The 17,379-nt window shown below is 41.5% G+C and carries 7 protein-coding genes; 4 read left to right on the top strand and 3 right to left on the bottom strand.

What is annotated here, in order from left to right:
• The first annotated feature begins 226 nt into the window (after nt 1-226).
• Together F7734_RS08095 and F7734_RS08090 are read left to right on the top strand one after the other, a co-directional pair.
• On the top strand, nt 227-2,314 hold the full coding sequence (locus tag F7734_RS08095; RefSeq protein WP_155744187.1) for a serine/threonine-protein kinase: 2,088 nt from the start codon (nt 227-229) through the stop codon (nt 2,312-2,314).
• Between the two features lie 314 nt (nt 2,315-2,628).
• Nucleotides 2,629-3,216, top strand: a complete 588-nt coding sequence (locus tag F7734_RS08090; protein WP_155744186.1) for a fasciclin domain-containing protein — start codon at nt 2,629-2,631, stop codon at nt 3,214-3,216.
• Between the two features lie 167 nt (nt 3,217-3,383).
• Here F7734_RS08090 and F7734_RS08085 read toward each other — a convergent pair whose 3' ends face one another.
• From F7734_RS08085 to F7734_RS08075, 3 genes are read right to left on the bottom strand one after another with little or no spacing between them, the layout of a single operon-like run.
• A complete protein-coding gene (locus F7734_RS08085; RefSeq protein WP_155744185.1) occupies nt 3,384-6,158 on the bottom strand; it encodes a CHAT domain-containing protein in 2,775 nt (924 codons plus the stop codon).
• Between the two features lie 48 nt (nt 6,159-6,206).
• Nucleotides 6,207-10,172 (bottom strand): filamentous hemagglutinin N-terminal domain-containing protein, encoded by a 3,966-nt coding sequence (locus F7734_RS08080; protein WP_155744184.1) that lies wholly within the window; start codon nt 10,170-10,172, stop codon nt 6,207-6,209.
• Between the two features lie 39 nt (nt 10,173-10,211).
• Nucleotides 10,212-12,068 carry a ShlB/FhaC/HecB family hemolysin secretion/activation protein gene (locus F7734_RS08075; RefSeq protein ID WP_155744183.1) on the bottom strand — a complete coding sequence of 619 codons (1,857 nt, stop codon included), beginning with the start codon at nt 12,066-12,068 and terminating at the stop codon, nt 10,212-10,214.
• A 1,236-nt stretch (nt 12,069-13,304) separates the two neighbouring features.
• Here F7734_RS08075 and F7734_RS08070 point away from each other — a divergent pair.
• Together F7734_RS08070 and F7734_RS08065 are read left to right on the top strand one after the other, a co-directional pair.
• Nucleotides 13,305-13,889 carry a fasciclin domain-containing protein gene (locus F7734_RS08070; protein ID WP_155744182.1) on the top strand — a complete coding sequence of 195 codons (585 nt, stop codon included), beginning with the start codon at nt 13,305-13,307 and terminating at the stop codon, nt 13,887-13,889.
• Between the two features lie 330 nt (nt 13,890-14,219).
• On the top strand, nt 14,220-17,375 hold the full coding sequence (locus F7734_RS08065; RefSeq protein ID WP_155744181.1) for an S-layer family protein: 3,156 nt from the start codon (nt 14,220-14,222) through the stop codon (nt 17,373-17,375).
• Nucleotides 17,376-17,379 lie beyond the last annotated feature (4 nt).

Genomic DNA, 17,379 nt, shown 5'->3' with positions numbered 1-17,379 from the left:
ATCTTTGCCATAGATAATTCTTTCTTATCAAAAAAAACAAAACCTCTCCGCTGACTCCCGTGCTTAATCTAGGTTAAAACCCTTACTTTTGACCAATGTGCAATGCCCAATGCCCAATGCCCATTTTTAATTCGTCTTGGTATACGCAGTTGATGACGGCTACTTATTGTGTGTTGTCTACCTGTTTAATTAAGAACTATACTTACATATTTAAAGACTAAGTCATATGACCGAAGAATTACTGGGTGGACGCTACGAAATTATCAAAGAATTGGCACGAGGAGGTTTTGGTGTAACATATTTGGCTAGAGATACTTTATCATCCGACCCTCCTTGCGTTGTCAAAAAACTAAATCCTCAAATTGCTGATGTTGAAGCAGCAAAGAGATTATTTCAAAGAGAAGCCCATATTCTTAACTATTTACAGCAAAGTCAACAGATCCCAAAGTATCTTAACTATTTTGAAGAATGTCACAATTACTACATAGTTCAAGAGTATATCCAGGGCAAATCCTTGGATAAGCTTATGGATCGGCGATGGTCTAGAGAGGAAGTTATTAATTGTTTATACGAAATCTTATCAATCTTAAAACATCTTCATCAAATCAACATAATACATCGCGATATTAAGCCTTCCAATATCATGAGAAGAGATGTCGATCAAAAGTTTGTCTTGATTGACTTTGGTGCAGTTAAACAACTGTACCCAACAGGCTCATTTCGTCCATCTTACAACCAGCAGTTACCACCTCATACTATGATTGGGACGCCGGGATATGCTCCTGCAGAACAGTTGGAGGGAAGACCGGGTTTAAATAGCGATATTTACGGCTTGGGTATGACAGCGATTCATCTGTTAACTGGCATAGAGCCGAAGAATCTAAGGCGGGATAGACAAAACGACAAAGTGATATTTCCTGAAGGAATTGATAGCAATGATTCCTTAGCTACTATTTTGACACAAATGGTATACATCAGCCCGGAACGTCGTTACCAGTCTGTCGTTGAAGTTCTAGACAATTTGAATGCGATCGCGCTAAGACAAAGCCGTCATTCTCTGAATGGAAATACACCACCAATCCAATTCTCAACTTCCCCATTAGCATTTTTTACTCAAAACAACACTAGAACTCGACAAGGAACTTCAGAGTTTTTTTTAAAACTTTGGTATATTCCCATCTTACTAGCAGTGGCAGGGGTTATTGCAGTCACTTTAGAATTAATTAATCCGTTTATCCGACCCTTTTATTACGCGTATCGAGGTAATCAGTTACTGGATATGCGTCAACCAGAAGCTGCTCTAGAACACTTTGAAAACCTTATCGCAATGAAACCTGATTCTGTTGAAGGTTGGAAAGGTCGAGGTGATGTTCTTTTAAGCTTAGGACGTGATTCAGGAGCCTTGGGATCGTATGATAAAGCCCTGTCTTTACAACCCAAGAATGTAAAAGTCCTAAATAATAAAGGTAAGGTTCTCTACAAATTACGTAGGTATAAAGAAGCCTTAGATATGCACGAAAAAGCCCTGGAAATTGACTCTAAAGATGCTGAATCTTGGAGTGGTAAAGGCTTAGCTTATATGGGGATGCAAAAGTATAAGGAAGCATCGGATTCCTTCAATCAACTCAGGCAAATTAGACCTGACGATCCGAAAATTTGGTACGAAGTAGGTTTGGCTACAGAACAGGTACAGGGACCACAAGTTGCCAGAGAACATTATATAGAAGCGTTAGCATCTTACAACCTTTTGCTTAAAAGAAAACCACAAAATTTAATTGCTTGGACTGACCAAGGGACTGTTTTACTAAAGTTAAATCGCCCTAAAGATGCATTGGCTTCTTATCAAAAAGCACTGGAAATCGATCCAAATTTTTATGAAGCTTTACTTGGTATGGGCAACGTACTTTTTTCTATGGGTGCAGAAAAACGTGAAGAAGCCCTTTCTGCTTTCGAACGAGCCAGCAAGCTCCGTCCGCAAGATTATCAAGTTTGGTATAATCGAGGAATTGTACTGGCGCAATCCTTTAAAGATCATCAAGGAGCATTAGACTCTTTTAACAGAGTCATTGACTTGAGAAATGATTTTTCCCCTGCTTGGCAAAGCAAAGGACTAGCACTACTAGAGCTACAACGATACAGTGATGCGCTAGATGCTTTTAACAGAGCCAAAGAGCTAGAACCAAAGAACCCGTATATTTGGGCTAATCGAGGTTATGTCTTAGAGATTTTAATGAGAACTCAAGAAGCTCGCGAGTCTTATGACAAAGCAGTTGAATTAGGTTTTCCCCGCGAACAATTACAGAAGTTGAAATAATTCTTAAAAAAAGAGAACGAGGAACGCTTAACAGGGAACAGGCGTACTGATACTTTTAACCGAGACAACGTGGGGTTCGGGGTGAAGTCTGATGAGTGCTTCGTCGAACTCACCGAGGACTGCTATAGCTTTCAAAAGTTTTTTAAAGATGCGTAATTCATGAGTTTTTAATTGATATATATATAGTGGGAACAACTCCCCGTCAATAAAGGGGATTATAATGCACAGAATCAAAATTTTGTAAAGGCAAAAGTTTTCATCTTAACTATAAGTTGAAAAAGTATTTATTCGTTTACATCAAAGGTGCTCGCTTTATGCTTCCTCAAAATTCAAAGACCCCAATTCCTAAAAATTGGTTGAAGAAGTTTACCTTCGCGATCGCAATTGCTGGTATCAGTACCACCATCTGTGTTCCTGTCTTGGCTAAATTTTATCCTCCATCGGCTCTTTTCCAACCTTCTGCTTATCGTAACTATCCCTACCGTAACTCTCAAAAAAACATTGCTGATACCCTGAGTCAAGAAGGGAAATTTACCGATCTTGTCTATGAATTGAACAAAGCTCAACTTCTTAAAACCCTTAAGAATGGTCGTTTCACAGTTCTAGCTCCAACCAATGAAGCTTTTAAGGCTCTACCTAGAGATGTGTATCAGCGGTACAACAAGCCAGAAAATCGACTGAAAGTGCTGAAATATCATTTAGTTTCAGGGGTAATCTCTGATGAAAACTTACATGGTAAGGAAATACAAACTTTGTTAGAAGGTCACAAGGTCAAAGTAACTGTCGATGAGGCAAACGGTACGATCAAGCTAAATAATGCTACTGGTAAACCACCGTCGCTCGAAGCACAGAATGGTGTCATTGTTGAAATCGATCGAGTGCTTCTTCCACCTGGATTTTAAGCAAAGTCTGTTCAGATCGCCCGGAGCAAAAACCCGGTTTCTGCTCGTTCCTGTGGCTCCGCCTCCCACAGTCAAAAACTTGAGGCGGAGCTTCAATTTGGGACAATCAGCACTGACAACGATCGAGTCACAATTTTGCCAATTTATCGTTGTTGTCTCACAATTGCTCATTGCCAGTTTCCAACTAGAACAAAAGGTGCCCAAAAGTGAGGATGCCTGTACTTTTCGTATTTCTCAATAAAAGCTAATTGTGCTTTTCTCAGGGCTTGAGCTTTACTGAAATTTATCTTCTTAGCTTGTTCTAACTGGCTGTAAAATTCACCCATAATCTGTGTTGTGGTTTCATCTACAACAGGCCACAATGTTGCTATGGTACTGCGAGCGCCAGAGCGTACTGCGACTCCTGCTAGTCCTAAAGCAGCCCGTTTGTCTCCACTTGCTGTTGCACAAGCACTAAGAACTAATAACTCGATAGGTTTACTCTGATATAACCGATCGTCTCGCAATAAGTCACCTAAGCGTTTAACACTGATACGTTCATCCCAAGCAAGAATAAATGTCTCGCTCGCTTTAGAGCTAAACTCACCATGAGTGGCTAAATGAACTAGGGGAGGAACACGAGAAGCAAAAATTTCTTTTTTGATTTGTGTGCTAGTGAATTTCTCGTTGAGAATCAATCGGTCTGAGAGGCCAATTTTCTTGATTTGTTCTAGTTCGCGTTCCACATAGTTTAATGGCTTAAAGTCTCTATGTGGCTCGAAGTCCTCTCGGATTTTGCTGAGTCCGGCGGTGAAGACTTTTAAATTAACTTTTGTAATTGGTTTTGGATCGACGAGTTGTAAACCGGGCGTTAGGGCGATCGCATACTTTTGTACCAGATACTGCTCGCCATCATAAAGGATACTCATCGGGAGGTTTCGCAACTCTGCATCCAATACAAAAGCTAAAGTTGTGACTTTAGAGTTTTTCAATTCCGTCTCTATAGGTTGAATCAGCCAGTCATACAACTTTTTGTAGTATATTCGCCAATCTGATTCGATACTATTGGGATCTGTGAGAGAACGTTGTACCTTGTCTACAGTGTCCTCAAATTCACCCGGCTTAAACTGCTGTGTATGAAAGCTGAGAGTTGATTGTTCTCGATTGGGTAAGCTAAGAATAACCTCTAATCTGTTTTTTAACACAATTGTATAAACAACTGCTGCTGTCCGATCTATGCTATCAATTTGTTTGGGCTTTTCCTCTACACAAGCTTCTCTAAAAAAGTTGTTGAGTTCAGCCAGTTGTAATGATTCTATGACGTTACGGGCTTGAACTAAAAATTCTTGACTTTCCCGATTTTTCCCCACATCTTTTAAAGATTTTGCGTATTCTAAGTCTAACTCGACTAACTCACGATAGACTGGTTCTACAGTGTTTTGAAAAGAAAATTGGACTTCTGGATTGAGTGCAACCAGATCGTTACGTAATGATTGCAGAGCGTCATAAGCTTTAGTATAAGCTGCGATCGCATCTTTAATATCTCCTTTTTGTCTGCGTATCTGTCCTAACTGCCAGAAAAACTGGTAAGATATGTCTGGAGAATCAAAAGTTGAACTAATACGCAGAGCTTGCTTTGTCAATTCTTCAGCTTGAAGCAAATTTTGTATTGGGTTAGCCATATACAAATTGCCACGATAACCTAATGCATAAGCTTCGGCTCTTTTGTCTCCCAAACTTCTGGCTTGTTCAGATGCTCTTGATAAGACTCCATTGACTTTGTTTAAAGTTGGAAGTTGGAAATTAGCTTTTGTGAAGAAATCTTTTTGTGCTAGCTCAACAAAGTTATGAGCAAAGTTGATTTGAAGGTAGACACCTGCACGACTGGGAGGTAAGCTCGTTATCTGAGGCTCGAGCGATCGCCATAATTGTTCTGCTTGTGGAAATTCCTCAAATTTCAACAATAAATTCAGTTGATTGAGTTGTGCTTGCTGTCGTGTGATAAGCGGTGGAGATAAAGCGACTACCTTATTATAGTAGGAGAGTGCTTTTTGTTCATAATCCTGTACTTCGCCGCGAGCTGTTTTGCCTTTTGCTATATCTCTTAAACTATTGCCTAAACTAAGATACACAGCAGCCTCTTCCAAAGGAGAATTCAGTTTTTGTGCCAAATTTATACTTGACATTAAAGTAGTTTCCGCTAACTCTGGCTGACCTTGTAATCGCAACAGTTCACCAAGGCTTCTCAATCCCACTAGTATGTGTATGGGATATTGATTATTGCTGACTTTTTCCAGCTTTTTCGCTAATTCTACTTGAGTGAGTTCTCTTAGTTTTTGACAATTTTGAATCTCAATTTCTTGACTTAATACTTGTAGTAAAGTATTGCAAGAACGGCTATAAAGCCCCATATCCTGCATTGCTTGAGCCTGATTAATTTGGCTTTGAGCTAACTTTTCTGGCTCATCTATTGTGCTGTATACTTTCGTAGCTTCTTGCCAAGATTTCAACGCATCTGCCGATTGTCCTACTTCGCTTTGTAAGTTTCCTTGAATATCCAAAGTTTGGGCATAAATTTTAAATTTTTCCTGGCTTTGTGGTTGATTTTTTAGGATAGCTAAGCTGTCTTGAAGTATTTTTTCAGCTTTACTCCATTGACCCAATTGTTGATAAATCAAAGAAAGATTACTCAACGCCATTGCTTGGTTTAAGCTATCTTTTTGAGCCGCAAAAATATTTGCTATTTGTTCCCACATCATTGCGGATTCCTCAAACTTGCCATGGCGGTATAATTCACTCGCTTTTTTGGTAAGCTGTTTGGCATCTTGCTGAGATTGGACAATAGAGATGGGTGAAGAAACTTTGGCAATAACAGGTGAAATTGTTGAGAGGGTAAATAATAAGGCTGCGAGGAAAAGAGAGCGCCTTCTGTATATTCTGGTGAAGAAATGACGTAATACCATTTTGGATTTTAGATTTTAGATTTTGGATTGAGAAAGCCACGTCTAAACTCAACGCGCAACACAGCTAGTAGCTGTTCGTAAAGAACGTTGCGAACCAGTGCTAGTATGGTCATAAGCTGTAAGTACGACCTTACCTTTTTCATTTCGTACCCATCCTTGGGCTGGTATTAGCTGTTGAACAATTGAAGTGGTAGAGGGTGAAGTTAACTGACTTGGAGTTGCAGAGGTTGCGGTACTAGCAACTGGTTCGAGCAAACCAACACGTGCATTGTGACTGCTGAGAGATTGAGTTGGGCTTGGCGGTAAACCACTGCGTCCAGTGACCACAAAAGTACTACCGACTCCTCGTTGACAGGGATTTTGAGCCACTTGTTGTGTCGGATCTGTGACGTCCTCTGGCAATTCTACTAATCCTCGATTGGGGTCAATATCTGGCGTGTTCAGTTGTACTCTACCGTCTAACCTTGGCTGTTGTTGAGAAATTGCAGTGATGTCACTCGTTGGTAGCTCAGCTGGGTTGAGGATATCGGATTCTGTCTTATTCAAGCGTTGCGCCAGCTCTGTTCGACTCAGGGGGGCGATTCCAAACAAACCTTTTACCGTAATTCTGACATTCCCACCTCTGCCACTAACAGCATTGGCAGTAATGTCATTATTTTCGGGAAAAGCAACAATGAGAGGGACGTCGATATTAATGTTACCACCACTTCCACCAGATTGTGTCCCTTCTGCGCTTGTAGAAATCCCACTACGTTGACGCAACCGCAAAACATCTCGCACATTTAGTCTGATATTACCACCTTCTGTGCTTTGTGTTTCTGCTGAAATGAACGCTCTATCGCTGAGCGTCAAACTATTTGTTGTAATTGTAATATCCCCCGCTTTTCCCGCTCCTTGACTGCTGACAACTATTCTACTACCTTGGTTCTCAACAGTTAATGTTTTGGATGTAATTGTAATACTGCCAGCAGTTCCTTGTGCGTCCTTTTTGACTCCGGCAAGGATTTGTGCTCCACGACTTAGAGAAAGGGATTCAGTATCTATAATCACATTACCTGCTAAATTCTGCCCCGTTGTACTAGCATTTATTTGAGCGTTACCAACTAGGGAAAGCTCGCGAGTTTTAATCTGAATCTCTGGTGGGTTGTTTGATATGTTATTTCCTCCTGTTAAGCTGAAAATACCAGTCGTGTTATTTTCAGAAAAATCTTGAGTATTTTGGATAAAAATGCGATCGCTAGCATTAATATTGATGTCGCCTGCAGATCCATTTCCACTAGAAGAGGTATTCAATGCAGCCCCATTAGTGAGTTCAAGCAATTTGGTATTAACGCGGATTTCTCCGCCATTTCCCACAGCACTTGCTTGGACTACGCTCAGAACGCCACTACTACTGAAGTCTGGTTTGCCATCAACGAGCACTGGCTCTCTACCGTCAAAGGTTGCTCGCTCTTTGGCATCAATAAAGACACTGGCACCAGCCCCTTCTCCACTTATATCTGCAAACACTTGAGCACCCTTTCTCATTGCGAGAGAGTTGGTATCAATGCGGACTTTACCACCATTTCCTACAGCGTCTTTTTGTACCCTATTAAAAATACCAGTGTTTACACCAACAAACTCTACTTGCTCGGCTTTGATAGTTACATCACCAGCATTCCCTCTTCCACCTGTATCAGTTAACAGCTGACCGCCATTGGTAAGGGAAAACACTCCGGTTTCAATTTCTATATTTCCTCCCTTGCCCTGACCGTTTTTAGCTAGACTCGCATTTAATGTAGCTCTATTGGTGAGTTCAAGCAATTTGGTCTTAATGCTGATTGCTCCGCTATTTCCCTCGGCACCACCTTGCACTACGCTCAGAACGCCACTACTATTATCTCCTACCCTGCCATCAAAAATCACTTGTTCTTGGGCATCAATAATGACATTAGCCCCATTCCCCTTTCCGTTGATATCTGCAAACAGTGCTGCACCATCTTTTGCTACTAACGAGTTAGTATTAATGCGGATTTCGCCACCGTTTGCCACAGCGCCTTTTTGTACTCTATCATAAATACCACTATTTGCACCAACTAACTCGACCCGCTCGGCTTTGATAATGACATCACCAGCATTCCCTGTTCCAGATGTATCAGCCAACAGCTGACCCCTATTGATAAGAGAAAGCACTCCGGCTGTAATTTCAATATTTCCGCCCTTGCCCCGACCATTTTGATCTACACTGGTATTGAATGTAGCCCCATTAGTGAGTTCCAACAATTTGGTATTAATGCGGATTGCTCCGCCATTTCCCTCAGCACCACCTTGCACTGGGCTAAAAATGGCATTAAATCCTACGCTGCCATCAAAGGTCACTCGCTCTTTCGCATCAATAATGACATTGGCACCATCCCCTTTTCCGAAGATAGCGGCAAAGAGTGTAGCGCCATTTTTTGCTACAAACGAGTTGGTATTAATACGAATTTCACCACCCTTTCCCTCAGCGTTTGCTAGTACCCTGTTAAAAATAAAACTATCTGGGCCGACCAAGTTGACCTCATTGGCATTGATAATTACATTACCAGCATTCCCTTTTCCATTTGTATCAGCGAAAAGCTGACTGCCATTGGTAAGGGAAAAAACACCGGGGGTTGTTGTAATTTCAATATTTCCGCCCTTGCCCTTGACCGGACTGTTGCCAGCTGCACTGCTATTGACTTGACTTCCTGAATCGATCTGGATGCGGTTACTCGCATTTAGGATAATGTTGCCTGCATTCCCCTGTGCCACGCTAGCAGTATAAAAGTTTGTATTATTGGTAAGTGTGAGCGTTTTGGTAGTAATGCGAATGTCTCCACTATTGCCTATGGCATCCGTTGAATCTGCAGGGCTTGCGGCTCTACTTCTATTAAATAAGACGTTCTCACCAGCATTGATAATGACATTGCCTGCATTCCCCTGTCCATAAGTACGGTTATCTATTTTTGAATTATCCGTGACCGAGACAGACTCAATCGCATTGAGTCTAATATCTCCAGCTGTAGCGTTATCCGTTTGCAAGTCTTTGGCGATGCCAGCTGTTAGTAAGCTGCCAGTTGAAATTCTAATGTTTTGTCCATTAATCGTAATACTTCCACCACTCCGGTTGTCATTAACCATGACATTGATTCCTGCTTGATTCGTTAAGGTTACATCAGCTCGTTGCACTCCTTCAGGAAAGATTAAAGTGTTGTCCTTTAGCTCTACTGTTCCCTGTTTTGCCAAACCTCCCAACTGAACTTGACCGCCGGGAGCTTGCAAAACGCCACCATCTAAAGTGACATTTCCCCCCACAAAAGCTAAAGTCTTTCCTGCTGGCACTTGGAGTAAAGCTAGATCGGTCTGTCCTGGCGGCACGTTGTTAAGATCGGTGTTCTTGAAACTTGCCTCTGCACCATTCTTTTGTCCCAAATTCTGACCGGAACCCCGCACCTCAATTGAGCTGGGATTATCTCGAAAACGCAAGCCAATAGGAATATTAATATTTAACGTTGGTGGTAGTGCTTGAGGATTGGTGGCGCTAAACTCGAATCCATCAAACAATAAGCTCTCAGCAGTACTGGCAAAAAATGAACCACCCACATCTAGACGCGCATTTAGTCCAAAGACAATGCCATTTGGATTGATGAAGAATAAGTTAGCATTACTACTCAGCACACCCAGTGTTCCTTGAATATTTGATTGATTTGTTCCTGTCACTCGACTGAAAATATTTTGAATGCCACTTTGCGGATTAAAGTAGATTCTCCCGTTGGGATCGACGTTAAATTTCTCAAAGCTATGGAACAAACTTGTCCCGCGAGTCGCTCCACCGTCAATGCGATCGCCAAGACTGCCTTTCACATCAACATTAGTATTGACAATAGAACTTTCACTACCTAAGGTGTTGTCGGGAATAACTTGTTGTGCGTTTGCAGGGGTGACAGCGACAAGACTTGCAATAGAGCACAAGGGGAAAGAGAAGAAAAAGAGCGATCGCTGTATCTGTTTCATAATTAAATCCACAATTCAAAAGTATTTGTGAGAAATTTCTTAAAAAGGGCTGTAATTGACTGAAAAATAAAAGCCTTTTTCTTGTAAAGTGCGATCGTTATCCCTCAAATCAGCGTTAATCAGAGGAATACCGTAATCGATACGGGCGGTTAACGTGTCGTTCATTTGCCATTGCAAGCCCAAACCAACACTTATTAAAGTATTGTCATCTAGGCTGCGGGTATCAGAACTGTTCCAGCCAACACCAAAATCAACAAATGGGACGATTTGCAAAACTCCATTCACCTCTTGTACGCGTAGAATCGGAAACCTAACTTCTGCTGAGGCAAAAAAGCCATTATCAACCAACAGTTCATCCTGTCTGTAACCCCGGACACTTCGCAAACCCCCCAAGCCTATTTGCTCTAGAGGGACTAGGGATTTCGAGGAAAACTGTAGATCGGAGCGAAATAACAGTAGGGTGTCTGGTGCTAAAAGTCGTATGTATTGTCCTTGTCCCCGCCAAGAGAAAAATCGACTATCTGGGGGATCGTTATTAATAGTTGCATCAAATAACCCTACACCAAGACTAAATTGAGAGCGGAGAGCAAAGACTTGTCGCTGGCTGCGCTGTGTATATTCCTGTACAAACCGCAGTGCTGATACACGTGTTTCTCCATTCCTGTCAGCGCCTGCAGAAATGGGAAAGCCTTCCCCGTCAATTTCTGTCTGGCTTTGCTGGCGAGAAAAGGATAAGCCCAGCGCCAATTCTTGGGACGGTGTTTGGATGATAGGTTGGCGAAACCCTGCTTCTATGTAAAAAGAATCACCCGTGATATCAATGCGATCGAAGGGGGGTTCAATCACTGTAGTATCAGTAAATCCGCCTGCTATATTGATAGAGCCGTTGCGGGAATTGACTGGTACACTGTAGCTCAGGTCAAGGGCATTACTTCCATCTGTATTTGTATATGTTGCTGCAAAGCCATCACCTATACCAAAAACATTGCCTTCACTAATACGGATACCTCGGCGAAAACTACCCACACTAGGAGCACGACCATTATCGACAAATAATTCTGTTCTAAAAGAGTCTGCTTCAACAACCCTCACTTCCACTACACTCTGTTCGGGGCGCGAACCTGCGGACACTTCAGCAGAAAGCCTTTCAATTAAGGGATTAAGTTGTAGTAATTGTAGTGCTTTGAGCAGGCGATCTCGATTTAAAGGTTTAGATGTACTACGTTTGATGCGAGAGCGTATGTAGTTTGGATTTAACCGTCGAGTTCCTGTAATCTTAATTTCCTCAACTCCGCCTTCAACAATTTGAACTTTAACAATTGCTCCTTCCGGAGATAATTCTTGTCCTGCTGTAATCAGAGCACCAGAGTTAATGTATCCAGCATCAACATAAAGTTTTGTGATGACAGCCTCAACTTGCAGCAGTTCGGAAAAGGTAATTGGTCGGTTAGTATATTCTGCTGTCCTCTTGCTTAAGGTTTCATCACTAAAGGCTGTGTTACCTTCAAATTCAAACTTTTTGACTGTGATACTTTCAGAAACATCAGGACTGGATTCTGAGGAAGGAGGTGTAGGTGGAGTGGTATCAAGTGGAGTTTCTGGTAAGGGTTGTGGAGCGGGGATAGGTTGTGGTGGTGGTGGTGTGGGAGTTAAAGGATTGGGGATATCGGGGGGATTGGGAGCCTGAGAAATAATAATGTTGTCGGACGCTGTCTTGTTATCTGTAAAAGTTAAGCTCTCTAATTCAGAAGGGGGTAAACCTCTGGAATTGATACGCTCGCGAGGTAAAGTCTCAGCTGAGACTTTACAAGTGCAAGAGGTAGCTATTAACGCCTTCAGCATTAATGAAACAACGAAATTAATTTTTAAATAACCGGGCTCTTTGCCCATACTCATGGTATAATTCACTCCTTCGTAAATTTGACTCTTGCAAGCAACGCTCGCGTCTGGTATTTTAAACAAGATTAGAGTTATTTTTTCTACTTAGGAATAATTACCATAGTTTCCCTTGTTAGTCACTATAAATTTAACAATCCTTACATAAGGGAACACCAAAAAATAAATTATCCCAAATTCAAAACTAACGTGTGGGGGCGCAAGGCATTAGACCCTTAAGATGGGATGATTGTTTAATTGGAAGTCCCTAATAAAAAATCATGAATTATGAGAAGAAACTGCCTCTTGCCATTAGTTAGATAAAATTTACTCTGAGTGAGAAATTCACATAGTATAGAAAGTATAGATTTTTAATAAAACCTGCAAATTCACGTGCGTTTAATTTAACAATAACAATGTAATGTGAATCACTTAATTATAATAGAGTACAGGTAACTTGAGAATAGGTATAGGAATTCTATTTGATTTTTAAAATACACGTAGGTAGGGCTATGCCTACCACCCCTTTATTGAGAAGGTGCAAGATGTCAGATATGAAATAATATAGCCTTTCTCAGTCTAATGAGGTACACCCCCCTTTCATCCCCCCTTAGTAAGGGGGGACAGAGGGGGGTAATTTTTGTACCTCACTAGGTTGAAATTTGCTATAATATATTAAATTTTGTTGACCTGGGGAGTGACAAACTGTTGCTGAAAAATTAAAGAATTAAGTGTATAAAAATGACGAAACAAACGGAAGGTTTAATAGTTGGACGCTACAAAATTGTTAAAGAATTATTACAAGGATGCTTTGGTATAACATTGATATTGAAATACCTAATATGGTATGCAACAATTAAAGTAAATCAGGTAGAGCCAAGTTTGGTTAGATGAGATTTACGGAATCAGCAATGAGTAGGTTGTAGTTATTGTTGGGGTAAAACCTGAAAGGAAACTTCACCTAAAGAGTTTTCCATAACCAGATAACAGTACATTTGGGTTCATATGTGTACAAGTGGCACTGCGTTGAGTAGTGTGTTTGAGTCGGCGGAAAATCTTCTTAATTAAAAGTGCATAAAAAGTTAATTTTGTTTACCCCAGTAAGAATGTATGAGGAAAGCTCTTTGAGCTAAACTTCCATTTAGTAAAAAAGGGTAGGGGTTACGCGCATATGAAAACTTTTGTCAAGATGTAAGTCCTATCCTTAAGCGAAAGTTGAGAAAGTATCAAATAGTATCTGTGGAGGTATCTATACTTATGCTTACTCAAAATCTGAATACCCTAAAAACTAAAGATTGGTTCAGAAAATTAGCTTGTGTTGTGGGAATTGCTAGCGCTATCACTCTTATCAGCTTTCCTGTACTTGCTAAAAAATTTTATCCCCCCTATAGTCTGTTCCAGCCTTATGCGGCTCGCAGTTATCCCTACCGTAACTCTGAGAAGAGCATTGCTGATACTCTTGCCCAAGATACCAAATTTGATAATTTGGTATATGAATTAAAACAAGCAGGTCTTCTAGACACTCTCAAGCAAAAAGGTCAATTGACAATTTTTGCTCCTACCAATGAAGCTTTTAAGGCTTTATCTAAAGAAGAGTATCAACGCTACAGCCAAAAGCTAAATCGCGTAAAAGTTTTGAAATACCACGTGGTTCAAGGTCTAATTACTGACAAAAATCTCAACGGTAAGGAAATTACAACTCTAGAGGGTCAAAAGGTCAAGATTACGGTTAAGGACGACACAGTTAAGCTGAATAATGCGACTGGAATACATCCCTCAACTCAAACCAAGAATGGTGTGATTATTGAAGTTAATCGGGTGCTTTTACCTCCTGGGTTTTAGTCTCACTCATTTGAGTCCTAAATTAAAATACTACGCTCTTCGCGCACGCTAACGCCAACGGGCAGCTTAAACCTGTTAAAACGGGTTAAAAGCCCTGCGAAGACAGCGTAGCTTGCACTGTCTTATACCCTTTCACGAAAAATACGGATACATTTTCTTGAATTTTTACGCTGATACGTTTTTTAACATCTTTTAGGAGTTTATTAATTTGCTAATTGTGTTGATGGATGTAGTTACTTTACGTTTTTGAGAAAAAATCTCTCAATGAGAATTCTTTAAGAAAGACTAGAAAATAAATAAAAATTTTGAATAAAAAATTTGAAATTGATTATGAAACAGAGTACGCGATCGCTGTTTCTTACAACCATACCCCTAGTCACCTTGGGGTGGATTGCTTCTATAAACACCGCCAAAGCGCAAATCACCCCAGATAACAGTCTTGGAAATGAAAGTTCCGTCGTGACTCCCGATGTTGAGATTAAGGGAGTTCCGAGCGATCGCATTGATGGAGGTGCAGTTCGCGGAACAAACCTGTTCCACAGTTTTCAGCAATTCAATGTGGGTGAAGCAAGAGGAGCGTATTTTAGGAATCCGCCTGGGATTGAGAACATTCTGAGTAGAGTCACAGGGAATAATCCCTCGAACATTCTGGGGACGTTAGGTGTATTGGGCAACGCTAACCTATTCTTCATCAATCCTAACGGCATTGTCTTTGGACCGAATGCCCGTCTAGACGTGAGTGGTTCATTTTTAGCAAGTACAGCCAACAGTCTAGTATTTGATAATAATTTTGAGTTTAGTGCTACTAATCCCCAAGCACCACCACTGTTAAGTGTTAATATTCCTAATGGTTTGCGATTTCGGGATAATCCAGAGAAGATTCTGGTGCAGGGCAATGGTCAGGGAGTCAGATTAAACGATGATCTTATAGATACTGTAGATGCATTGCGGGTGGAATCCGATAAAACCTTAGCTTTAGTGGGTGGCAATCTCAGTTTGGAGGGAGCAACCTTAAAGACTGCTGGAGGACGAATTGAATTGGGTAGTGTTGCTGGAGTTGGTTTAGTTCGCCTCAATCCAATTAATAAAGGTTTATCCCTGGACTATGGTGGCGTGCAAAACTTCGGCAATATTCAACTATCCCAACAGACGACAGTTGATGCTAGTGGGAAAGGTGGCGGTGATGTACACGTAACAGGCAGGCAAATTACTCTCACCAATGGTTCCCAGATTGAAGCAAGTACTCTAGAGTCTGAACCAGGAGGTAGTTTGGTAGTAAACGCTTCCGATTCAGTAGATTTGATTGGGGTCTCTCCATTTAGTTTAGTTCCCAGCGCTTTAGTAACTTTTGTCTACTCAGGAGCCACCAGTCGAGGGGGAGATATTACTCTCAACACTGAACGCTTGAGCATCAGAGATGGAGCAGGAATGTTCACGGGTACTCAAGGAGAAGGAAATGCTGGCAATTTGTTCATTAATGTTAGTTCTCTGTCCGTGACTAATCGTTCTTTAATCGATTCCAGTACTTACGCCAAAGGAGCAGGGGGAGATATTACTATCAATACTACTGGACTCTTGAGCATCAGAGATGGAGCAGGAGTATTCACGGATACTTTTGGAGAAGGAAATGCTGGCAATTTGTTCATTAATGTTGGTTCTCTGTCTGTGACTAATCGTTCTGTAATCAGTGCCAGTACTTCTGGAAAAGGAAATGCTGGCAATTTGTTCATTAATGTTGGTTCTTTGTCTGTGACTAATCGTTCTGTAATCAGTGCCAGTACTTTTGGAGAAGGAAATGCTGGCAACTTGTCTATCAAAGCCAGTGAGTTAGTAGAAGTGCTTGGTACAGAAGAACCCAATACAAACCCTTCTTTGCGGGCTAACGTAGAACGAGAAGCCACGGGATCTGGCGGAAATTTAACTATCGACACAAAAAAATTAGTAATCAGAAATGCTCAAGTAGGAGCTTCGACTTTTGGCAAAGGAGATGCAGGTAATCTTACAGTTAACGCTTCCGAGTCAGTAGAAATCACTGGAAAAGTCTTTGGCATTAACCCAGAACCTGGAAAGCCGCCAATTAGAAACCCTGCTGGTTTGTTCTCTCAGGTGAATACCCAAGGAGAAGGTAAAGGGGGGGACCTGACTGTCAACACTCCACGCTTAAGTATTGGTGATGGTGGCAAAGTACAAGTCGCTGTTTTCGGTAAAGGCGATGCAGGCGATTTATTGATTCGCGCTTCTGATATCGACATTTATGACACACCAGGTAAGGCTGACTTCTTTGAGGGGGGTATATTTGCTGGCTTTCAAGTAGATGAGGATGAAACTACCGCTCCACCCAAAGGCGATTTTGGCGGAACTGTAACTATAGAAACTGATAGATTACGTGTTCGAGATGGCGGAACAGTCACAGTATTTACTGAAGGTGATGGCAATGCAGGGACGTTGCGAATCACTGCCAAAGATTCTATAGAGGTGTTTGGTGAAGTTGTTGGTAAAACCACCAACCGTAAATTCACGAGTTCAATCAGTGCCAGAGCTACAGCAGATAGTACGGGCAATGGAGGAACATTAATACTTAATACTGACAAGTTAATTGTCAGGGATCGGGGTCAAATAACCGTCAGTAGCGAAAATAACAAACTTGCAGGCAACCTAGAAATCACAGCTCGCACTATCAACCTTAACAATCAAGGCGTCATCACAGCTACCTCCAGGGGAGGTGACGGTGGTAACATCACTCTCAACTTCAGAGACTATTTATTCATGCGCCGCAATAGCGAAATTTCTACTTCTGCAGGCACACGGGAGACTGATGGTGGTAACGGCGGCAATATCTTTATCAATAACCTTCCTGGTTACCGAGGCTTTGCGATCGCCACACCCGATGAAAACAACGATATCACCGCTAATGCTTTTAGGGGTCAGGGTGGTCAAGTGGTTATCAACTCAAATGGCATTTTTGGGTTTGTACCTCGCAGCCGTCAAGAGTTGGAGAAGTTGCGTCCCGATGATTTAGATCCAAGACAAATACTGACTAATGATATTAGTGCCATTTCCCAACAAAATCCGTCTTTGAGTGGCACTGTCACTCTTAACACCCCAGAAGTTGACACCAATCGGGAGTTAGTGAAATTACCAGAGAATGTCGTAGACCCCACACAGCTGATTGCCCAAAATCCATGTCAGCAAGTTGCTCGAAGTGAATTTATTGTCACCGGACGAGGCGGATTACCTCTTAATCCCAATCAAACCATCAGTAGCGACAATGTTCGCATTGATTTGGTAAAACCTGTTGCTAACACAAGGAGTTTTAAGAGTACAATTCAGAATCAGCAATCCATGAGTTCAACAGTCAAACAGATTGAACCCGCTCGAGGATGGGTTTTTAATGAAAAGGGTCTGGTAGTTCTCACAGCATTTGACTCAAGCAGTACTGGCTTCCAGCGCTCCTGGCAAACACCGACAGCTTGCCCTGCATTGTGAGGAC

Source organism: Scytonema sp. UIC 10036, assembly GCF_009725235.1.
Note: the sequence above shows the minus strand (reverse complement) of the source record. Positions and strands in the feature narration are given on the sequence as shown.